At 63.8% G+C, this 20,481-nt stretch carries 15 protein-coding genes; 5 read left to right on the top strand and 10 right to left on the bottom strand.

What is annotated here, in order from left to right:
* Positions 1–9: 9 nt before the first annotated feature.
* From CZ322_RS03940 to CZ322_RS03925, 4 genes are all read right to left on the bottom strand, one after another.
* The gene (locus tag CZ322_RS03940) at positions 10–1,305 is read right to left on the bottom strand and encodes a DNA polymerase III subunit delta' (RefSeq protein ID WP_087070304.1); all 1,296 of its coding nucleotides are present in this window, start codon (positions 1,303–1,305) and stop codon (positions 10–12) included.
* On the bottom strand, positions 1,302–2,012 hold the full coding sequence (gene tmk, locus CZ322_RS03935) for a dTMP kinase (protein ID WP_087070303.1): 711 nt from the start codon (positions 2,010–2,012) through the stop codon (positions 1,302–1,304). The genes CZ322_RS03940 and tmk overlap by 4 nt, the downstream gene beginning before the upstream one ends.
* A complete protein-coding gene (gene topA, locus CZ322_RS03930; RefSeq protein WP_087070302.1) occupies positions 2,013–4,799 on the bottom strand; it encodes a type I DNA topoisomerase in 2,787 nt (928 codons plus the stop codon). It abuts the gene before it with no gap.
* A 170-nt stretch (positions 4,800–4,969) separates the two neighbouring features.
* Positions 4,970–6,544: a DUF7059 domain-containing protein gene (locus tag CZ322_RS03925; protein ID WP_234984452.1), complete on the bottom strand. Its 1,575-nt coding sequence runs from the start codon at positions 6,542–6,544 to the stop codon at positions 4,970–4,972.
* Between the two features lie 180 nt (positions 6,545–6,724).
* Between CZ322_RS03925 and CZ322_RS03920 the strand changes: the two genes are divergently transcribed.
* Positions 6,725–9,106: a DEAD/DEAH box helicase gene (locus tag CZ322_RS03920; RefSeq protein WP_087070300.1), complete on the top strand. Its 2,382-nt coding sequence runs from the start codon at positions 6,725–6,727 to the stop codon at positions 9,104–9,106.
* Positions 9,107–9,719: 613 nt separating this feature from the next.
* On the opposite strand, the gene CZ322_RS03915 is transcribed toward CZ322_RS03920, so the two are convergent.
* The 6 genes from CZ322_RS03915 to CZ322_RS03890 all read right to left on the bottom strand — a co-directional run bounded on the left by CZ322_RS03915 (position 9,720) and on the right by CZ322_RS03890 (position 14,669).
* Positions 9,720–10,313 carry a TadE family type IV pilus minor pilin gene (locus CZ322_RS03915; RefSeq protein WP_087070299.1) on the bottom strand — a complete coding sequence of 198 codons (594 nt, stop codon included), beginning with the start codon at positions 10,311–10,313 and terminating at the stop codon, positions 9,720–9,722.
* A gap of 73 nt (positions 10,314–10,386) precedes the next feature.
* Complete coding sequence (locus CZ322_RS03910; RefSeq protein ID WP_087070298.1) at positions 10,387–10,611, bottom strand: DUF4244 domain-containing protein; 225 nt, start codon at positions 10,609–10,611, stop codon at positions 10,387–10,389.
* A gap of 254 nt (positions 10,612–10,865) precedes the next feature.
* Positions 10,866–11,426 (bottom strand): type II secretion system F family protein, encoded by a 561-nt coding sequence (locus CZ322_RS03905; RefSeq protein WP_087070297.1) that lies wholly within the window; start codon positions 11,424–11,426, stop codon positions 10,866–10,868.
* Entirely contained in the window at positions 11,417–12,052 is a 636-nt protein-coding gene (locus CZ322_RS03900) for a type II secretion system F family protein (protein WP_087070296.1), read from the bottom strand. The genes CZ322_RS03905 and CZ322_RS03900 overlap by 10 nt, the downstream gene beginning before the upstream one ends.
* A 191-nt stretch (positions 12,053–12,243) precedes the next feature.
* A complete protein-coding gene (locus tag CZ322_RS03895) occupies positions 12,244–13,506 on the bottom strand; it encodes a TadA family conjugal transfer-associated ATPase (protein ID WP_234984451.1) in 1,263 nt (420 codons plus the stop codon).
* Between the two features lie 11 nt (positions 13,507–13,517).
* Positions 13,518–14,669, bottom strand: coding sequence for a CpaE-like family protein (locus CZ322_RS03890; RefSeq protein WP_087070295.1), 1,152 nt, complete (start codon positions 14,667–14,669; stop codon positions 13,518–13,520).
* A 276-nt stretch (positions 14,670–14,945) separates the two neighbouring features.
* Between CZ322_RS03890 and CZ322_RS09980 the strand changes: the two genes are divergently transcribed.
* The 4 genes from CZ322_RS09980 (at position 14,946) to CZ322_RS03870 (ending at position 20,232) form a co-directional block, all read left to right on the top strand.
* Positions 14,946–16,466, top strand: coding sequence for a hypothetical protein (locus tag CZ322_RS09980; RefSeq protein WP_087070294.1), 1,521 nt, complete (start codon positions 14,946–14,948; stop codon positions 16,464–16,466).
* Between the two features lie 72 nt (positions 16,467–16,538).
* A complete protein-coding gene (locus CZ322_RS03880; RefSeq protein ID WP_087070293.1) occupies positions 16,539–17,474 on the top strand; it encodes an alpha/beta fold hydrolase in 936 nt (311 codons plus the stop codon).
* A gap of 80 nt (positions 17,475–17,554) precedes the next feature.
* Positions 17,555–18,232, top strand: a complete 678-nt coding sequence (locus tag CZ322_RS03875; protein ID WP_026429058.1) for a Crp/Fnr family transcriptional regulator — start codon at positions 17,555–17,557, stop codon at positions 18,230–18,232.
* A gap of 575 nt (positions 18,233–18,807) precedes the next feature.
* Entirely contained in the window at positions 18,808–20,232 is a 1,425-nt protein-coding gene (locus CZ322_RS03870) for an IS3 family transposase (protein WP_087069845.1), read from the top strand.
* Positions 20,233–20,481: the final 249 nt, after the last annotated feature.

Below are 20,481 nucleotides of genomic sequence, written 5' to 3'. Positions count from 1 at the left end.
TAGCGCGAGCTAGCGAGCGGACGCAGGCGCGAGAGTCGGCGAAGCCAAGTCGATAAACATCGCTTCGAGGGCGAGCTGCGGAGCAACATTCGCGGCCAGCCGGCGCCGCGCCTGCGCCACCGCGTCCATGCGCGCCACCGAGAGCTCCGGGGTGGAAGCCGCCGCGGCAGCGATAATCTGCGTTTCGAAATCGGCGTTAATAAGTTCGACGCCGGCATCGACCTGCACCGCCAGCACATCACGATAGAGTGCCAGCACATCAAGCATGGCCCGATCCAGGTAGTCGCGGTCCTCCCGCACCGCCCGCTTTTTCCGCTGTTCCTCAAAAGCACGGATCTGGGCGCGTTGCGAAGCCGAACCGCTCTCCCGCTCCCCCAACCCAATACTGGCCCGGAATTCCGCGAGCTCGGTATCGGTTTCGGTACCAGTTGCCGCCTTCGCGCCCTTTTTCGATGCGGTGCCGGAGTGCGCGGATTTCGACGCGGTATTTTTCGACGCCGCACCCGCGCTTGCCGGATAGTGATCGAGGAGATGCTGGGCGGCGAGCACCGCGTCGGCAGTCCCGCTCAGATCAAGAGTTTCCCGTAGCAGCGCGGCGCGTTCCGCCGCGACCTGCGGATCACGAAGTAGAGCGCGAGCCCGGCCAATATGGCATTGCGCAATACGGGCGGTCGCGCGGGCCGTACGCTCATCAACCTCGAATTCGCCGGCCAGGAGCTGGGCGACCGCTTCCACGCTCGGAACCTGGAGGGCCACGTGGCGGCACCGGGATCGAATCGTGGGGAGCATATCCTCCGGCGAAGCGGTAATCAGAATCCACACGGTATCGCGCGGGGGTTCCTCGATTGCTTTGAGGAGAACATTCGTGGTGCGTTCCAGCATGCGGTCTGCGTCTTCAATAATGATGATGCGGCGCCGACCCACCGAAGGGAACGTATAGGAAGATGCTACCAGCGAACGGGTTTCTTCCACCGAGATCGTCACCGAGCGCGGATCCATCCGGATTACATCGGGATGGGTGCCGCCCAGCGTGGTGGTGCAGGCATGGCAGTGCCCGCAGCCGGGCACAGCGCCGGTGCATTGCACGGCAGCCGCGAAAGCGAGCGCGGCAACCGAGCGCCCCGATCCGGGCGGCCCGGTAACCAACCAGGCTTGGGCCATTGCCGCGCTGCTAATATCCGCCGTCGTACTAGAATCTGGCGATGGGCCGGGCAGCTCCGGGTCGCCGATCCGCGAGGCCCAGGCCGCCCGCTGCAAGAGCTCGGCAACCGGCTGCTGGCCAATAAGCGCGTCGAAAACGCTCATGATGCTTCTCCCGCACCCGGCCCGGATGCACCGCGATCCGCCAAGCCCTCCACGGCTTCCAGGCCTGCCAGATTTTCCAGGCCGGCCAGACCTTCCAGGCCTGCCAGCAGAGTTTCCACCCGCGCAATAATCTGGGCGGCCAACTCGGCAACCGTCTCGCGTGCATTAAGCACCAGGTAGCGCTGCGGATTATCCGCCGCGAGCGCGAGGAAATTCTCACGCACCGCCCGGTGGAACTCCCGGCCTTCCGCCTCGATACGGTCGTAGTGGCCGTCATCCGCGCGCGCTAAGCCCTCATTTTCCGGGATGTCGAGGAGCACGGTGAGGTCCGGCCAGAGTTCTTCGGTGGCCCACTCGGATATCGCCCGGATTCCCGCGCCGAGCTCGCGCGCCCCGCCCTGGTAGGCCAGGGACGAATCAATATAGCGATCCGAGAGCACGACCGCCCCGGCCTCCAGACCCGGGCGAATAACGGAAGCGACGTGCTGGGCGCGATCCGCGGCGTAAAGAAGCGCCTCAGCGCGCGGACTGACGGCACCCCCGTGCAAAAGCAACTCCCGAATCTGGGTACCGAGCATGGTCCCCCCGGGCTCCCGGGTCTGCACAACCGTATACCCGCGCTCGGAAAGCGCCGCAGCAAGCAGCTGCAACTGGGTTGTTTTCCCAGCTCCATCCCCACCTTCAAAGGTAATGAACACCCCGCGCATTTATGCCTTCTCGGTGGTCGATTCGGTAGCGGACTTTTTCGCGGAAGGCTTCTTCGCGGTGGTCTTATTCGCAGCCGGTTTCTTCGAGGTTGTCGTCTTGGCCGTCGAAGTTTTCGCGGAGGTCTTTTTCGCCGTCGTTTTCTTCGCGCTTGAGCTTGCGGACGCGGTCTTCTTCGCCGTGGTACGCCGTTTCACCGGGCCCTTCGCGCGCCGATCCGCGAGCAGTTCGTAAGCGCGCTCGGGGGTAATATCCTCCACGGTATCGCCCTTGCGCAGCGACGCATTCGTTTTCCCGTCGGTCACGTACGGCCCGAAACGGCCCTCTTTGAGCACCACCGGCGCTTCGGTCACCGGATCGGTTCCCAACTCCTTGAGCGGGGGCTTGGCAGCGGCCTGCCCGCGGCGCCGCTTGGGCTGGGCCAGCAAGGCCTGCGCCTCCTCCAGGGTGATCGTGAAAATCTGCTCCTCGGTTTCCAGCGAGCGCGTATCTTTCCCGTGGGTGATATACGGGCCGTAACGCCCGTTCGTCGCGGTGATATCCACGCCGTCCTCACCCTGCCCGATCACGCGGGGCAGATGCAGCAAACGCAGCGCCTCCTCCAACGTGACAGTTTCCGGTTGCATGGACTTGAGTAGCGAGGCCGTGCGCGGCTTCGGCGCTTTTTTGGAGACTTTCCCGGTGGGAGTGAGCGCGACTTCACCCTCGCGAATAATTTCGGTGACGTAGGGCCCGAAACGCCCGGATTTTACGACGACGCGCCGCCCGGTTTCGGGGTCTTCGCCCAGCTCACGCCCATCGGAGGATGCCTTCTCCAGGATGTCGCGGGCGGCCTCCACCGTCATTTCATCGGGGGCCATGCCGGCTGGCACCGAAGCACGTTTATCCGAGCCCTCTACTTCAAGATAGGGCCCGTATTTGCCGTTGCGCAGGGTGATTCCCTCCCCAATCGGGGTGGAATTAATAGCGCGTGCATCAATATCCCCGAGGGATTCCACCCGGCCTTCCAGGCCCGGTTTATCGCCATCTCCCCGCCAGAATTTCGACAGGTAGGTGACCCGGTCCCCGCTGCCCTCCGCGATACGGTCGAGGTCGGTTTCCATCTGGGCGGTGAAATCGTAATCCACCAGGTCGGGGAGGTTTTCTTCCAGGAGGCGCACCACGGAGAAAGCCGTCCAGGTAGGAACGAGCGCCTGGCCGCGATGCTCTACGTATCCGCGGTCGGTAATGGTGGAGATCGTGGAAGCATAGGTTGAGGGGCGCCCGATACCCAGTTCTTCCATTTTCTTCACCAGCGATGCTTCGGTGTAGCGCGGCGGGGGAAGCGTTTCGTGGCCGGTGGCTTGCGGGGCGCTGACCAGCAGCGCTTCCCCTTCTTTTACGTCCGGGAGCCGGGCGGCATCCGTAGCTTCGTAACGATTAGCATCCCGGCCTTCTTCGTACGCGGCCAGGAACCCGGGGAAGGTAATCACCGTTCCGGATGCGGAGAAGGTGGCGGTTTGGGCTCCGGCCGCCCCGCTCACCGGCACATCAATTTTTAGCGAAACCGTTTGCCCGCGTGCATCTTCCATCTGGGAAGCAACCGTGCGCTTCCAAATGAGTTCATAGAGGCGGAAGTCCGCTCCGGACAGTTCCCCGGCCACCATCTGCGGGGTGCGGAAATGGTCCCCGGCCGGGCGGATAGCTTCGTGAGCTTCCTGCGCGCCTTTCGCTTTCTTACCGTAGAAACGCGGCTTTTCCGGCAGGCTGGCCTGCCCGTACAATTCCTTGATTTGGCTGCGGGCCGCGCTGATGGCCTGCGCGGACAGATTCGTGGAATCGGTACGCATATAGGTGATATAGCCCGATTCGTACAGCGACTGGGCGATCCGCATCGTTTGGCGCGAGGAGAGGCGCAGCTTACGCCCGGCTTCCTGCTGCAAGGTTGAGGTGGTGAAGGGTGCGGCAGGGCGACGGCGATACGGCTTTTCTTCCCGGGTGCGTACCGTACCCCTCGCGCCTTCGAGTGTTTCCGCCAGCTCACCGGCCAGCTCGGAGTTCAAAGCACGGACGCCTTCTTTAGTGGCCTTGGCGGAGAGGGCGCCGTCGTCGCCAAAATCTTTACCGGAAGCAATTCGCGCGCCGTCAAGGGAATGGAGGGCTGCTTCGAATTGTTCGGACGTGCCGAAAGTAGCGGTCACGTCCCAATACGAGGCGGAAACGAAAGCCATGCGTTCGCGTTCGCGCTGGACGACGAGGCGCGTGGTGGCGGATTGGACGCGGCCGGCGGAGAGTCCCGCGGCGACCTTGCGCCACAGCAGCGGCGAGACTTCGTAGCCGACCAGGCGGTCGAGGATACGGCGTGATTCCTGGGCGTCCACCAGCTGGGTATCGAGCGCGCGAGGTGTTTCCAGGGCGCGGGAGATCGCCTCAGGAGTGATTTCGTGGAAGACCATCCGCGAGGTGGGAACTTTCGGCTTGAGCACCTCGTAAAGGTGCCAGGCGATTGCTTCCCCCTCGCGGTCCTCATCGGTTGCCAGGAAGAGTTCATCGGCGTTCTTCAAAGCTTTTTTCAGCTCGGCAACAGTTTTGTTCTTCCCGGCAGAAATAACGTAGTAGGGCGCGAAATCACCGTCCACATCAACAGCGAAGCGCCCGTAGGGACCCTTCTTCATACTGTCAGGGAGCTCCGAGGGCTGGGGCAGGTCTCGAATGTGCCCCACGGACGCCAGCACCTCGAAATCTTCGCCTAGGTACCTGCCGATCGTGCGCGCCTTGGCGGGAGACTCCACGATAACCAGCTTCGTCACAACTGCATCCCTCACTACTCACGGCGTGACAAGGTCACGCCTCCAACACATATTTTGTGCCCTGTTGTCACACGGTAGCACGCCCGCGCCGAAAACCGGCGCTCGTGACGGGTACTCCTTACAGGTACTCGTGACGGGCGGCTCGTGACGGGCGCTCTATTGTTTATCGCCTAGCTCCCGGTTCCTGTTCCCATTCCTGTTCCTTCGGTCAAGAGCCCGGTGGCGATGAGCTCGCGCACCGTCTCGAGCAGGCGGGCTTGGACCGCACTGCTATCCTCCCCGTAAATCTGCGCAATCGCCTGGCATAAGGCCCCCACGCTCAACTCGCCATCGCAGGCACCCACGAAAGCCGCGACTTGAGAATCGGCCGGGAGGGTCTGCTGGAATCCGCCCGTGTGCGCGAGAACAATACGCAGTGGATCGGCCGCCCCGGGATCATAAAAACGATGCTCGATTACTTCGGTGCGGGTGAGGTGGCGCTGCGCTAAATCCTCATCGGGGGCGGCCACCAGGTGCCGGTTATTCCAAACCCGCTGAATATGCTGGCGAATATCACCCTGGGGACGGCCCGGTATTCCCTCGGTGCGGATCATAGGTTCGCGAGCGGCAGCCGGACGGGAGAGGATTCCGTAGCCCAGGCTGATGGCGCGTATCCCGCGCGCGGCAAAATCATCGAGCCAGGTACGGTAGGCATCCTCGTATCCAGCATCGCGCGGGCGTAGGCCGCCATCCCGGAGCCACATTTCCACGTAGTGGGCCGGATCGACGTCATCACGCGCAATGAACCAGGCATCGAGGCCCGCCACCCGGGCCCACACCTGCGGGTGGGTATCCCAAGAGCAGCCGTCTTCCACTTCCCAATTCCCCAAAATATAGGCGGTGCCGGTATCCGTGAGGTGGGCGGGAAGCGCGGAGATGAGTTCAGAGAGGAGAGTATCCCCACCGAAGCCACCGTCGCGATACTCGAAATCGACTTTTTGCCGGACGCTTGCGGGGGTGATAACGAAGGGCGGATTGGACACGATGGTGTCGAAACGCCCTTCCACCGGATCGAAAAGGGAGCCTTGGAGCAGTTCCACTCGCACGGCCGCGAGCGCGATATTGAGGGAGGCGAATTGCAAAGCTCGCGCTGAAATATCGGTGGCGACCACCTCGCAGCCGTGCAACGCGGCGCTAATGGCATGGATCCCGCAGCCGGTTCCCACATCCAGAACCCGTCCCCCGGTATAGGTGACGATATTCGCGAGGGTGCGGGTGGCCCCACCCACCGGCATAACGTGGTGGGCTCCGGGTACCCGGCCGGCCAGTTCCCCGAAATCGGAGGCGATCAGCACTTCGGTGCGGGTGATCCGCCGAGTGCCCTTGCGGGTAATGTCCAGCGGAACGGGAACCACTTGGAAACGGGCCCGGTATCCCGCGTTGCCGATAACGAGCAGCGCGTCGCGCGTGACCCGGTCACCGAAGGTAGCAGGAAAAGCGCCCTCGAGTTCCGCGGCACTCAAGGTGTCTCCAAGAATAAGGAGGCGAACCTGGCAGGCCAGGATCTCCGCTTCGGTATGCGGGGCGGTGGCCTGGTGGCACGCTTTTTCGCATACGAGGAGCGCGGGAATGCGCTGCTCGCGGCGCATGGCGGCAGTGGCTTCCGGGCCGAGCAGGGTGGATATATGTGTGGTGGTATAACCTGTGAGATCTTGACGTAACGTGGTGGCGAGGCGCTCGGGGGCGCCCGGGACAAAGAGCTCCATGCCATAACAGTAAACTGCCCGGCCGTGTTGAGGAAAGCCCCGGGCGCAGAAGCGGGAGCTGGCTGTACGGCTAGCGCGCTGGTCTTTGGTTTCCGGCGCCATGGCCTTCGGTGCTTTGGACTGCAACGCTTGAGACCGCATTGCTTTGGCCTTCAGCGCTCCATCGGGCACACTACACATATGCGCCTCCTTTCCCTTCTTGAAGAATCCGCCACCGCGGGACAGTTGGTAGCGCTGCGCAAACAAAACGCCCGCCTCGCGCGGGTGGCCGGGTGGCCCGCGTGGGTCAACCCGCAGGTCAAGGACGCCTGCGCTAGCCACGGCGTCCCGCACCTGTGGGAGCACCAAGTGCGCGCCGCGAACCTCATTCACGCGGGGACCCATACGGTGGTGGCGACCGGGACCGGTTCGGGTAAATCTTTGGCGGCGTGGGTGCCCGCGCTCACCGAGATGCTGAGCCCGCGCGACTCGGGTAGTTTGGCGCGGGTGAGCGCCCCGCCAACCGTGCTGTATCTTTCCCCCACCAAAGCTTTGGCGGCGGATCAATACACCTCGCTGCGGGCCCTGGCCCGGGATGTGGACTCCCGTATCACGGTGGCTACCGCGGACGGGGATGCCGACTCGGAGGAGAAAACTTTCGCGCGCGACCACGCCGATATTGTGCTGACCAATCCTGATTTCGTGCATCACGCGATGCTGCCCCAGAAAGACCGGTGGCAGCGGATCTGGCGTGGGCTGCGGATGATCGTCGTCGACGAATTTCATTCGTATAAGGGCCTGTTCGGGGCGCATGTGGGCCATGTGGTGCGCCGGATTTTGCGTATCGCGGCGCTGTACGGCGCCCATCCCACCGTTGTTTTCCTGTCGGCAACCGCCGGCGCACCGCAGGAAACCGCCACCAGATTTATCGGAACAGCTTTCGGACCCATCGAAGCGGTCACGGATGATGCCTCGCCGCGCGGCGAACGTACCGTTGCCTTGTGGCAGTGTTCTCCTGTCGACGACGACGCAACCGGCCACGTTCCTCCCGGGGAAGAACCGGGAGCCGCGGAGGATACCGCACGCCGTTCGGCCATGGTGGAGGCGGCTGATTTGACCGCTCGTTTCGTGGCCGAAGGCGCGCGCGTCCTCACCTTTGTGCGTTCGCGGGCCGGAACCGAACGGGTTGCCGAGCTGACCCAGGAGTTTTTGCGCGAGGAACACAATCCGCTTGCCAAGGCTGTGGCGGCTTATCGCGGCGGGTATCTTCCTGAGGAGCGCCGCGATCTGGAGCAGCGGCTGCGCTCGGGGGATCTGCGAGCCGTGGCAACAACGAATGCCCTGGAATTGGGGATTGATATTTCCGGGCTGGACGCGGTTATTCTCACCGGGTGGCCGGGCACCACCGCCTCTTTTAACCAGCAGGCGGGGCGTGCCGGGCGGGCGGGTAGTTCCGGTTTGGCCGTCTTTATTGGAACCTCGAATCCGCTAGACCAGTATCTTCTGGCCCATCCGGATACGATCCTGAGCGCAGGTGCAGAAGCGAGTGTTTTCGATCCGCTCAATCCGAATGTGTTGACCGGGCAGCTGTGTGCGGCCGCGGCCGAGCATCCTCTCACCGCGGCAGATGCCGCAGTTTTCGGGCTCCCTGACACCTCGCTTTTCGACGAGTTGAGCGAGCAGGGGCTCTTGCGCCGCCGCCCCGGCGGGTGGTTCTGGGGGCACGCGGGGATTAGCGCCCACAATCTGGTGGACCTGCGCGGTGAGGCAAGCACCGTATCCATTGTTGATGAGGAAGATGGGACCATCTTGGGGACGGTGGATGCCGCGCGGGCGGATACCACCGTGTACCCGGGGGCTATCTACGTGCATCAGGGTGTTCCTTTCGATGTACTGACGTGTGATGGTGACGAGGCGATCGTGCGGCATCGCCTGAAGGATGATCTGCGGACTTTTGCCTCGGAGGAGACAACCGTGAAAATCCTCCGTACGCGCGCCAGTACCGCAACCCGGTTCGGGACCTGGGCCTGGGGTGATGTGGAGGTATTCAACCGGGTTATCGGGTACCACCTGCGCCGGGCTCGCGATGGCATGTACCTCGGGTTTCACCCCATTACTCCGCGGGAGCGCAGCATGGAAACGTGCGGGACCTGGTGGACGATGTCATCGCAGGATTTGGAGGAGCTCGGCATTCCTGCCGCGAATGTTCCCGGGGCCCTGCATGCCGCCGAGCATGCCGCCATCGGTATGCTTCCCCTCTTCGCGATCTGCGACCGGTGGGATGTGGGAGGCTTGTCTACCGCGTACCACCTGGATACCGGGGCGGCTACCGTGATTATCCACGATGCTGCTGCCGGTGGTTCGGGTTGCGCCGAACGGGGGTATCGGGCCGGCCGGGAGTGGATCCGCGCCACCCGCGATGCCGTGGCCGGCTGCCCGTGCCAGAGCGGGTGCCCGCGCTGCGTCCAGTCCCCGAAGTGCGGTAATAACAATGACCCGCTGTGGAAAGAGGGCGCGGTACTGGTGCTCAGCGCTTTGAGCTGCGCGCTCGATGAGCTGGCGTCCGCGCCGCCGGTACCGTGACCCCGATCAATAGGCCCGGCCCGCGATGTCACCCGGACCGCTACCGGCACCGCGCGGGCGCGGGTGCGTACCCGAATCGAAAATATTTCTTCGGCTTCGCTACATTCTTCGACGACGGCGCCGCTGCGCTGCGCGCTGCGCTCGCTCTTGGTGCAGGCTTCGGCTAGCGACCAACCCTGGTTGATCACCCGCTCCGCGGTTTGCACAGCGATGACATCTGCCGTGGCACGGGCCTCCATTCGCGCGATCACCACGGTGACCGCGGTGAGCACCGCCCCGGTCAGGACAAGCACCAGGGCTATCACCCCAATCGCGAGCACCGTTCCTGCTCCCTGCTCGCAGGCTTGAATTGGAACCCGGGGCCGGGCAGTGCGCGGCTTCCAGTGCCGGACGTGCAGTGGATCCCGATGCCGAGCACGAGTCGAATCCTGGTGCCGGGCGCGGGCTGAATCCCGAGGCCGGCCCCGGCTTTCCCTCCGGCACAGCAGATAGAGCCGGTGCCATTCGCGCCAGCTATCCCGCCAGGAGATACGCTGCTGCACGAGCGCAGTCCGCTTCCCGAGCACAGTTCGCCGCCCGAGCACGGGCGCGCCCCGGCTCCTCGCTGAGGCCCTCATGTTCCGAGCACCCCGGGTTCCAGATCTACCGAGGTACTGGCTTCCATGGTGATACCCAGGGCCCGCAGCGGACCGGCTGCCTGGGCTCGCACCACCACGTTCACGTGATCTTCCGCGCGTTGCAGGTGCAGCTTGGCCCGGGGTGGGAGTTCGCGAGCGCGCAAGGACTCCTCACTTTCCCCGCGTGCGGCAAGAACCGCAATATCGTGGGAGGCGCTGCGTAAGGAGATGTATTGGGCGCCGGCGCTCAGTGCCCCGAGCGCGAGCAGCACGATAATGAGCACGCTGACAATCCCGAGGGCCACTTCCACGGTGACCATGCCCGCTTCCCGGTTCTCCACGCCGTAGGGCCGGCGCAAAATGCGCGAAAGTTTGCGCGAGCGGATCTCGCGGCGGCGGCAGGCACAGGGAATTGCGATATGCCCGCGGGCCTCAATTACCTCGTGGCATTGTGCGCACAGGCGCCGGCGTTCCCGGGACCTGCGGACCGGCTGGGCAAGCGGGCCGGCGAGCAGGGCTCCCTCGCCGTCCGTGCCCCGCGGGAGAGAAGGAAACTCCTGGCATTGCTCAGGGGATTGCTTGGGTATCATGACGGGTCTTTCTCTTTCTAGGGAGCCGCGAGCACCCCACCGGCACCGGTGGGGAACCCGGGGCTTATATGGGTCAGGCGATATTGAGTCCGCGCCGGAAAATCCCGGCTATGAGTTCACGCATCCAGTCCTGCTGGGAGAGCCAGTAGAGGATCCCGGCAATAGCGCAAGCGCCGAGGGTGCCGACGGCGTATTCGGTGGTGGTCATCCCCGCTTCCGGGTGGCATTTCCCCTCGAGGAAGGTACCGCCCGGATGCGCGGGGAGAGCTGATCGAACGGGGCTGAGTGCTGTGGTCATGATGCTTCCTTTCTTATCTGTAACGAACCGTGTTGTGGTTGTTGGTGGGTGGTGCCGGACCTCGCTACCCACCGCTCAGAGCCTGGGCTGCGGGCTGCTCGGAACGTGCTCGGTCCGGCTCCGTCAGTCTCCCGCGCCTTGCACCCTCCCGCATCCGGCCCCTCGGCATCTGTGGATAACCATCCCGTTCCACGTACCTGGGGATAAAAGTGGATAAAGCAGCGTTCGGCGGGATGCGCCGGAACGGCCCGGCTTTAGTGGAAGAGGCCGGTGGCGGCGCCAGCTACCGCCGGAACGATTCCGACGAGGATAAATGCCGGTAGGAAGCACACCCCTAAAGGAACAACGAGGCTATTGCCGAGTTCGGCCGCGGCCCGGCGTGCTTCTCTAGAACGACGACGCCGGTAGCTGCGGGCAGCCGTGCCAAGCAGGGTGAGCGGGGCTACCCCGTTTTCCCAGGCTGGCTGGAGGGCCTCCCGCAGCAAGTGGGCGCGTGGATGTATTCCCTCCCATGCTTCAGCCCAAGGTGCGCCCAGCAGGAGGAGCTGCGCCGTCGTACCGATATCGAGGTGAGCATGTTCTTCGGCGACGGCGAAAGATACCGCTTCCAGTGCGGCGGGCAGGGAAGCCCCGGAGGAGAGCGCCACCCGCGCGAGGTCGGCGAGGAACGCCGGATCGGAGGGAGGTAGGCGCCGCCCGGTTTGGTGCGCCGTTCCCGGCAGATAAGAGCCATCCTGCCGGCGCGCACTTCGCCTGGTGGCGGGCCTCCACGTCCAAGCGAGCAGAAGGACCAGGAGGCACAGGGCTAGCCCCATTGTTCGGCTTTCCGTACGAGGCGGCGCATCCAGAGGATCCCGGCCACTTCGCAGATGAGCGCGAGGGCAAGGCAGCACCGCCCGATGAGGGTGCCAACAAGGAAAGTCACGGGATTACCTCCGAAAAATGAGCCGAGGAGCATGCCGAATAGCGGCATGGCGGCCAGCATTTTCACGGCCGAACGCGGTCCGGCCAGGGCGATGCGGCGCTCCCCGAGCGCATCGCTGGATTCGGAGAGCGCTGCCGCGCAGCTCTCGAGGATGCGGGCGGCCGAGGCACCGGTGTGGTGGGTAAGGCGGCATACCGCGATAAGTGCGGGAATGCCGAGGAGGCCCCGGGCGCGGCGCGGATTGCGGGGCGCGCGCTCCCATAGTTCCCGCAGGAGTACGGGGACTCCTACGTCGTCGATCTGGCCAGCGGGGTCGCGCTTGGGTTCGCTCCCGAGCCCCCTCCTAGAATCGCCCGCGCCACCGCCCGTGCCCCCGAGTGCCGCACTTTCTCTATGCGGCTGGAAACGGGCGAGTGCGGCGAGCCAGGCGCGGCGGTGATCGGCACCCGAATCAATGCGGGCCGCAACTTCCACGGCGAGCAGGCCGGCGTCGAAACTAGGCGGGGAAGCGCGCATTTTTCTGCGGAGCACCCCGCGCCCGGGCGGTGTGCTGCCCGGCGAGCGCATCAAGCGACGTGGCGTATCGTGGGCACGACTCCCCGGCCGGCTTGTATGAGCTCGGCGCCGGGGCCGGCCCGCATGGGTTCGGTTCCCCGACCGGCCCGCGTACGCGTATACGCTCAGCAGAATTCCGAGAATAACCAGAATTACCATGTTCCCTCCAGCCCTAGTCGCGGGCCCAGGGTGGCCCACCCGGGGCCAGCACGGATGGTGCCGTCGGCACTGATAGTCAACGCATCCGGAGCCTCAAGCTCGCCATTGCGGCTGTGGAGGATAGCCACGTGGGTGATGCGCCGGGTCGGCCCGTGGCGCTCGATGGAAATAATGGCGTCGAGGGCCGCGACCGCTTGAGCGGCAACCACCGCGGCAGACATTCCGGCCAGTGCCCCGAGGGCCACAAGCCGGGCGGGAACATCGCGTGCCGAATTGGCGTGAATGGTGGCCCATCCGCCTTCGTGTCCGGTATTGAGGGCCGTGAGGACCTCGCGCACTTCTTCACCGCGGCACTCCCCCACCACTATTCGATCCGGGCGCATCCGCAAAGCGGCCCGCACCAATTGGCTCATGGTGATTTCGCCGTGGCCTTCCACATTGGGGCGCCGGATTTGCAGGTGCAGCACATGCGGGTGCGCGGGGCGTAACTCCGCGGCTTCCTCAATAATAATGAGGCGTTCGGTGGCCGGTACGCAGCTGAGCAGGGATGCCAATAATGTGGTTTTCCCCGAGCCGGTAGCGCCCGCCACCATGACGTTGGCACGCCGCTCCACCAGGGCCGTCAATACCGGGGTGAGGGCGGCAGGAAACGTGCCGGCAGCCTCGAGCTCGGCGAGCGTGAAGGTGCGGGCCCGTTGGGTACGCAGTGAGATAGCAGCACCTTCTGCGGCCAGTGGGGCGAGGACCGCGTGCAAGCGCGTTCCATTGGAGAAGGTGCCGTCGGCGATAGGAGCGGCGTCGTCCAAACGTTGGCCGGCGCTGGCAGCTAAACGCACCGCGAGTGCGCGCACCTCCCCCGCGTCGGAAAGTAGGGCGCTCAAGGCTTCGTCGCGTTCCAGTCCGGTTCCGCGATCCAGCCATACCCCGGTGCCACCGTTGATTAAAATATCGGTGACGGTGGGGTCCTCAATCACGCGCCGCAGGTGCGGGCCCCAGCCGCGGGCCACCGCGTTAATATCGCGGGCCGCTCCCAGCACATGTTTGATTTCTATCGCGTGGGGCGCCACCGCGTAGAGCACTCCGGGCACGCTGACGCCGCGGGCTAATTCCCGGCGGGTACGGGCCAGGTCACCGCGGTTGCGGGCCACACCCCCGCGGTTGCGTATCTCATCCGCGCGGGCACCGGCCAGTTTTCCGCGGGCACCGGCTAAAACCCCGCGGGCCCGAAGCACACCTAATTCGCGCGGGCTATCCATATATCCACCCCTTACCCGCCTGCCAGTACCGCATCGAGATGCGCGGCGAGCTGCGTGATATCACGCGCCGCAACGGAGCGGCGCTGCTCACCCACCGCAACGCCGTGGGAGAGGTCCTCATCCATTCCGCGCAGGCGCCGCACCGGAAGCACCTCCTGGCCGATATCCACACCGAAGGCCTGAGCCTCCACCTTGTGGGCGCATCGCGCCGCGATGACCACGGGCGTGTTCTCCCCCAGGTCGCGCAGGATTCTGGGGATGGCCTGAGCATCGCGGTCGGTTACCCCGGTAACGAGGACCACCGCATCGCACCAGGCCCGCCAGCTGGCCGGCCCGGTGCCCGGCAGCAAGGAGCTGCGCGGGAGATCCACATAGGTGGTGTCGTTCGCTTGGGAGAGCGCGTCAATGGCGTGCGGCACCGCCTCGCCGTTCGGTGGCGCTCCGCCGCGAACGTCCGCGCTCAGCAGGCTCAGCTGCCCGCGCGAGGGCAGGGCCGCCCGGAGCCGCTGCGGGATCAGCGTGCCCTCCGCCTGGGCAATATCCGCCCAGCGCACCCCGCGTTTGTCCCGGAAACCCATGAGAATTTCAAGCCCGGCCGAAAGCGGATCCGCATCCACCACGGCGGTACGCGTGATACTCAGCGAGGCTAGCCAGGCCGTGATCATCGATACCCCGAGTCCGCCGCGCACCCCGGCAAGCCCGATAATGCGCCCGCGCCGAGTTTGCCCAGCCGCCAGTACGAGCTCGAGAAGATCTTCGGCTTGGCGCGGGAGTTCCAGGACCACCGATCCGCGCGGAAAATAGCTGGCCAGCACCGGGTGGAAACGCGCGCGAACCGTGGGCAGGGCCGCCGGAAGTTCCTCCAATTCGAGCACGGCCGGCGGCGCAGCTACCTTCGGTGAGCCGCGCGCCACCTGTATTCCGGCCAGCTCCGTGACCGCCTCCACCTCCCGCACAACTTCCTCATGCTCGCAGATAAGGGAGACGAGCTCGCGCGGGACCGCGGAGATGAGGGGCGCGGGCGAAGCACCACCGGAAACAGAAGCCCCGCCGGAAAAAGAAGCCCCGCCCGAAACAGCAGCGCCGGACGACTTTCCGGCGGCGGCACCGGAGGCAGCGCCAGCAGCCGAAACACCAGGGGATAAAACACGAGAAGAAGTCATACCCCGAGCTTGCCGCGCCTCGCACACCTCCGCAGCCGGGTTGTGCGCCGCTGTGGATAACCCCTACACGAGCGGTTCTGTGGATACGTGCGCCCGATCTACATCACACCACCGGCTTACCGTCACACCACCGGCTTACGTCACACCATCCACCCCGGCGGGCACCACACCACCCACTTTGTGACACGCCGCCCGCTTTATGGCACACCGCCGAAATTCTCCACATCCGCGTGATTTCTGGCATATCTTTGAGAAAGAACTATCAAGGGAGGACCCATGTCTACGCCAAATGACCCGTACACTACCGCGTCGCGCCGGCCACTAGATGATGACGATATTCTCGAGCCCATTGCCGAGGACCATCTCGCGGACCAAGAAACCGCCTACCTCCCCACCACCCAACCTCCCGCTCCCGCCCCCGTTTTTTCGAACGACGACGCCGCTCCGTTCCCGCCGGCTCACCCCGCTGCGGACGTTGCTAGCGAGCCCGCCCCTTTGAGTGATTCCGCGCCCGTGGTTGCCGCCACGAAGGAACCCGAAGGCGAAGTCGCGGACCAGCCTGAAGCCGCTGGCCAACCCGAAACCGCGGGCCAGCCCGAGGGCGCCACCACCGAAACAGAGCAGCCCGCCTCGACTCAGCCCGCTCCGGAAGAAGCCGAAGCCGCGCAGCCCACCAGCGAGGAACCCGCCGAAACCACCGCTTTCGCGGAGGCAACTACTCCCGCCGAAACCACGCCTCTTCCGGAGCCCACCGAAGCCACGCTTCCTGCTGAAGCCACCTCGGCTGAGCCTTCCGAGCCCGCCACGCCAGCGGCACTCGCACCGGAGGAAGCCAGCCCGGAGCCAGCCGCGCCGCGGCGTCGTTCCGTATCTGAATCACTGGCCGCCGGAGCTTTCGATGATGGCTACCAGGCGGAAAGCTCCGCCCCGGACCGCGAATACGCGAACCTGGCACAGGCAGCCGGGGTGACCGCAACCGTTCCCGCAGCGTCCGCCGGCCCGGAAACCGGCACCACCACGGACACTGATCCCTACGCCTCCGCCGGTGCCGATCCCTACGCCACCACAAACACGGACCCGTACGCCTCCGGGGAAGCGACCGCAACCGCGCTCTACCCGCCGGCCGGCGAGTTCGGCGACCCCGGCGCGGAACCGGCAGCGGCACCTACCGCCGCCCACGCCGCGGGCTTCGACGCCCCCGTCTTCCCGGCCGTGCGCGAGGAAAGCTTGGAAGACCAGCGCACCTGGGCGGATATCGCCGAAGTGGAGCCGATTCCGGATGCCCCCAAGGGCCGGGTGTGGACCCATATCTGGGTCGCGGCGGTCACGCTCCTGCTGCTCCCACTGACCTGGTATCTCATCTCGGACGCGGTGGCACGCCTGCACCTGGCTCGCCCGATCGCCCTGGAAACCGCCCCGGTTAATGTGGCGGCACTCATCGAAATGGCCGGAGGCGTCGCGCTGCTCGTGGTTATTGCGCTGCTCGCGGGGCTGTCCTCCCTGGGCGCACAGCTGTGGGGCTGTCTCCTGGTAGTTGCTGGTCTCGCAGGGCTCGTACTTCCCGGATATGCGCTGCGCGGGGTGCACTGGCTGGATTCGCTTATCGGCGGATTCAAGCCGATCACGGATAATATCGTGCACCACTTCGCTTACGACCTTGCGTTCGGTGGGTTTATGCTGCTGGGTGCGGTGCTGGCGGCCATCGGATTCGCGGCGCACTGGGCGCGGTCCCGCGGTTCGCGGCGCGCCCGCGCTTTCACGGTGCGTGAATACCGCCTCCCCGAAGACGAAGCATAAAAAGCCGGGGCCGCGAAAAGCCCGCGCGCAGAAAACCGCACCTAGAAAAACCGGAGCGTAACAAGGTACCGTATGAGCTCACTTCCCGCCGATAATTCCTGCGTATGGATCCCCGGACCGTGGGAGCATCGCCTCGTGACGGCGAACGGTGCGCAATTCCACCTGGCCTATGCCGGGAGCCACTCGACCCGCACCCCGCTGGTGCTATTCGTGCACAGCTACCCGGAGTACTGGTACGCCTGGCGCCACCAGATCGAGCCGGTGGCGCAGGCCGGTTACGAAGTCGCGGCCGTGGATCTGCGGGGCGTGGGCGGCAGTGATAAAACGCCGTCGGTGCAATCGGGGCCCGAACTGGCCCAGGACCTTATTTCGCTGACCGAATCCCTGGGGGCGAGCTCGGCGGTAATCGTGGCCGCCGGCTCCAATGCCGTGCTCGGGTGGGCGGCGGCGGCCATGGCCCCCGATATTATTACCGGGCTCGTGACGGTAGCCAGCCCGCACCCGCTCGGGCTGCGGCATTTCGGACGCGGGATTCGCCCGCGCGGCCTGCTCGGTTTACTCACCTCACGGCTGGGGAATCGTTCCCCGCGTGCACTCGGGGATACGCGAAATATGCGCCGGCTGCTCCTGGAATGGTCCGCCCCGCACAGCCACGGCGCCGCGGACGAAGCCGAACAGTACGCCGCTGCCATGCGGCTCCCGGAGGCCGCGGCGAGCGCCGTCGAACAACTGCGCTGGACCGCAACCTGGCGGCGCCGCCCCTCCGGCAAAGCCTGGCGCGATATCCTCTCCACTCCCGTGGATGTGCCGGTGTGGGCGGTGCGCGGCCTGGCCGACCGCATGATTAATGAGCGGGCCTGGGCTGATGATCGGTCCTTCGCCACCGGCTCCTACCGGCTCATTGCCGTGCCGGGCGCCGGGCATTTCATCCCGGAAGAATCCCCGCGCGAATTCACTAATATCGTGCTGGATTTCCTTTCCCAACTCGAGCGCTCGGCCCGGGTATGAGACATTTTCCGTGAATAATGGCAAAATGTGACATGAGACTACTTCAGGAATATTCTGAGTACATCGGAGGAAGGCTAGAGATGGATACCAGCGTTTTACGAACCGTGCCCCTTTTCAAGGACATGGATGAGGAAAGTCTCGCCGCTCTCGGCGCGATGATGAGCGATACGTCCCTCAAGCGGGGCGAATCCCTTTTCCACGAAGGCGACCAGGGTGATCGCCTTTACATCGTCACCGACGGCAAGGTGAAGCTCAGTCACACGTCCGACGACGGGCGCGAAAATCTGCTCGCCGTTCTCGGACCCGGGGAAATCATCGGTGAACTTTCGCTCTTTGACCTGGGGGCTCGTTCCTCCACCGTCACCGCTATTGCGCCGACGCATCTGCTTTCCCTCGCGCATCGCGATATGAAGAATTTTATCGAGGAGCACCCCGCGCTGGCCATGTCGATGCTCCGTGAAATGGCGCGTCGCCTGCGCAATACCAATGAGAATCTTGCCGACCTGGTGTTCTCGGACGTTCCCGGCCGCGTGGCGAAGGCGCTGCTCGACCTGGCCAATCGTTTCGGCGAGCGCACCCCCGAAGGCGTGTACGTGGCGCACGACCTCACGCAGGAAGAGCTCGCGCACCTCGTGGGTGCCTCGCGTGAAACGGTCAATAAGTCTCTGGCTGATTTTGTTTCCCGCGGGTGGATTCGGCTCGAAGGTCGCGCCGTGCTGCTCCTGGAGATTGGCCGCTTGCAGCGCCGCGCCCACTAGTCTCTACGTTTTATACTCACGTTTAACGCGTGACGCGGGTGGCTGGGCCCTGTCCAGGGTTCCGACCGCCCGCGTTCGCGTGCCTTCCGGGCCCGTTTCCTTACGGTTTGGTACGACGGCGCAGCTGGGGCGACGCCGCAGCCGCGTTTCCGTGCCGTTCCGCGCATTGCAGCGCAGTGCTTTTAGTACGACGGCGCAGCTATCGGCCATCATGAACCTCAACAATCACACCAGCACCTGGGGAGGGGGGCATGTGTTGTCGGAGCTGTACTTCGCATGTACAACATCTGCAGTACACCCCGGAAAAACACCCAGCCCCGCCTCCGCAGACCGGAAAAGCTGAGCGCCGAAGGAATGCCACAGGATGCAAATTGGTAACCATCACGGTCGCGTAGTGCAAGCCCAGAGCAGAAATCAGGCCAAAATGGTGCGTGGATTTGCACCCTGTTGCAGGCCCACTGTTGAGCCTTCGCACGCAACCAAAACCCGCTTCTTTACCGGGCGGCGGGAGTGTTGGGCTAATAGACAAATGGGGGTGCGGACGGTTTCCTAGAGATTTTTAAGGAGAACGTTCAATGAGTAAGCGTACGTACACGAGAGAGCAGATCCGTAAAGCCCTCACCACCTACCAACGCACGCAATCGGTAACCGCCACAGTCCGTAAACTGGGCTACCCAGGCCGAGACACGCTCTACAAATGGATCCGGAATAGCAACGAGAAACCAGAGCAGAGAAAACCGAAGAAACACGCCCCTAACCAGAAAATATCAACGGACGTGAAAGTAACTGCCTGCAAGCGATTCCGCAGCGGGGAAAACGCCTACACTATCGCCCAGGATCTAGGAATCGTGAACTGCACAAACATCTATGCTTGGGTTAAAAAGTGGGATGCGGAAGGCAGTCTAGGACTCATGAACGAGAAAGAATGCGACCAGATCAAAGCGAAAACCCGCCACCAACTGGAAGCCCAGCTACCCCAAGACCCGGAAGAATTACGTGCTCTTGTAGCCGATTTAATCGTGCAGAAACGCGTCTTGAAAGCCCAGCTCGAGCTAGCAAAAAAAGGAAAAGCCCGCACAGGCGGGCGCAGTGAAGCGGTAGAGAAAACACGGGTAGCTAACCAGCTACGCTCTACCACGCCGCTAGCCATGGTCTTAGATACCTTGGATTTGCCGGCAAGCTCGTACTATTACACCGCTAAACAGCTAGAGCGGCCTGACAAGCATGCTCGCTTGCGTGAGTTGATCGCTCAGATCGCGCGCGAGGGCTTGTATACGTATGGGTATCGGCGTATCCGTTTAGCGCTTAGAAAGCTTGGGTATGTGGTCTCGGAGAAAGTCATCCAGCGCTTGATGCGGGAAGAGGAAATCCCGGTCAGGTATGCCAAAGCACGCCGGAAGTACTCTAGTTACGGCGGGGAGATCAGCCCGGCACCGGAAAACCTAGTCGAGCGTGACTTCCACGCTGATGAGCCCGGACGGCTTTGGCTCACGGATATCAGCGAGTTCCACGCAGCTAACGGGAAGGTTTATCTCTCCCCGATTATTGACTGTTATGACGGGAAAGTCGTGGCGTATACGAGGGGATTACACCCAACCTCAGTGTTGGCTGATTCCTCCCTTGAAAACGCCCTGGCAACCCTCCCGCACCAGCGTCTAAACGAGCTACAAGCCGGCCAGAGTGAGCATCCACTCGTGATCCATTCGGATCGGGGAGTCCACTACCGGTCTGTGTCCTGGATTGAGCTTACGCGGCGTTACGGGTTGACGCGGTCGATGTCGAAGAAGGGGTGTAGTCCGGATAATTCTGCTTGTGAGGGGTTTTTCGGGCGGATGAAAACCGAGATTTATCACGGGAAGAAGTGGGCTACAACCGATGAGTTATGCGAGGCGATAGACGAGTATATGTTCTTCTATAACCAGAAGCGTATTACCTTGAAGTTCGATGGTTTAACGATTGTGGAGCATCGTCAAGCGGTTTTAAGCGATAATGTCCAATAAACAGTCCGCAGCCCCAATGGTGGGTCTTATACCCGGACTTTTCCTTGCCATACCAATGAAAAGTTGACCTTATTGAGCTCACGCACCCCAATGGACTTGCTTCCTTGACATTCATGGCGTGACATGCGTTGACGGATAACTCTTTGCATCCATGCTGCCGCGCACCACAGCCACAAGGTGGGCAGAGCACGCAGTGTGCGTTCCGGGCCGCGTAGACGCCACAGTGCACGTTAAAGGCACGAAAACGGT

The sequence above is a fragment of the Actinotignum timonense genome (assembly GCF_900155575.1).
In the GTDB taxonomy this organism is placed as follows: domain Bacteria; phylum Actinomycetota; class Actinomycetes; order Actinomycetales; family Actinomycetaceae; genus Actinotignum; species Actinotignum timonense.
Note: the sequence above shows the minus strand (reverse complement) of the source record. Positions and strands in the feature narration are given on the sequence as shown.

Excerpts from the sequence above, each read along its gene's own strand:
- CZ322_RS03925 (WP_234984452.1), bottom strand. The coding sequence starts at position 6,544 with ATGGAGCTCTTTGTCCCGGGCGCCCCCGAGCGCCTCGCCACCACGTTA.
- CZ322_RS03940 (WP_087070304.1), bottom strand. The coding sequence starts at position 1,305 with ATGAGCGTTTTCGACGCGCTTATTGGCCAGCAGCCGGTTGCCGAGCTC.
- CZ322_RS03900 (WP_087070296.1), bottom strand. The coding sequence starts at position 12,052 with ATGCGCGCTTCCCCGCCTAGTTTCGACGCCGGCCTGCTCGCCGTGGAA.
- CZ322_RS03880 (WP_087070293.1), top strand. The coding sequence starts at position 16,539 with ATGAGCTCACTTCCCGCCGATAATTCCTGCGTATGGATCCCCGGACCG.
- CZ322_RS03890 (WP_087070295.1), bottom strand. The coding sequence starts at position 14,669 with ATGACTTCTTCTCGTGTTTTATCCCCTGGTGTTTCGGCTGCTGGCGCT.
- CZ322_RS03920 (WP_087070300.1), top strand. The coding sequence starts at position 6,725 with ATGCGCCTCCTTTCCCTTCTTGAAGAATCCGCCACCGCGGGACAGTTG.
- CZ322_RS09980 (WP_087070294.1), top strand. The coding sequence starts at position 14,946 with ATGTCTACGCCAAATGACCCGTACACTACCGCGTCGCGCCGGCCACTA.
- CZ322_RS03875 (WP_026429058.1), top strand. The coding sequence starts at position 17,555 with ATGGATACCAGCGTTTTACGAACCGTGCCCCTTTTCAAGGACATGGAT.
- tmk (WP_087070303.1), bottom strand. The coding sequence starts at position 2,012 with ATGCGCGGGGTGTTCATTACCTTTGAAGGTGGGGATGGAGCTGGGAAA.
- CZ322_RS03905 (WP_087070297.1), bottom strand. The coding sequence starts at position 11,426 with ATGGGGCTAGCCCTGTGCCTCCTGGTCCTTCTGCTCGCTTGGACGTGG.
- CZ322_RS03910 (WP_087070298.1), bottom strand. The coding sequence starts at position 10,611 with ATGACCACAGCACTCAGCCCCGTTCGATCAGCTCTCCCCGCGCATCCG.
- CZ322_RS03895 (WP_234984451.1), bottom strand. The coding sequence starts at position 13,506 with ATGGATAGCCCGCGCGAATTAGGTGTGCTTCGGGCCCGCGGGGTTTTA.
- CZ322_RS03870 (WP_087069845.1), top strand. The coding sequence starts at position 18,808 with ATGAGTAAGCGTACGTACACGAGAGAGCAGATCCGTAAAGCCCTCACC.
- CZ322_RS03915 (WP_087070299.1), bottom strand. The coding sequence starts at position 10,313 with ATGATACCCAAGCAATCCCCTGAGCAATGCCAGGAGTTTCCTTCTCTC.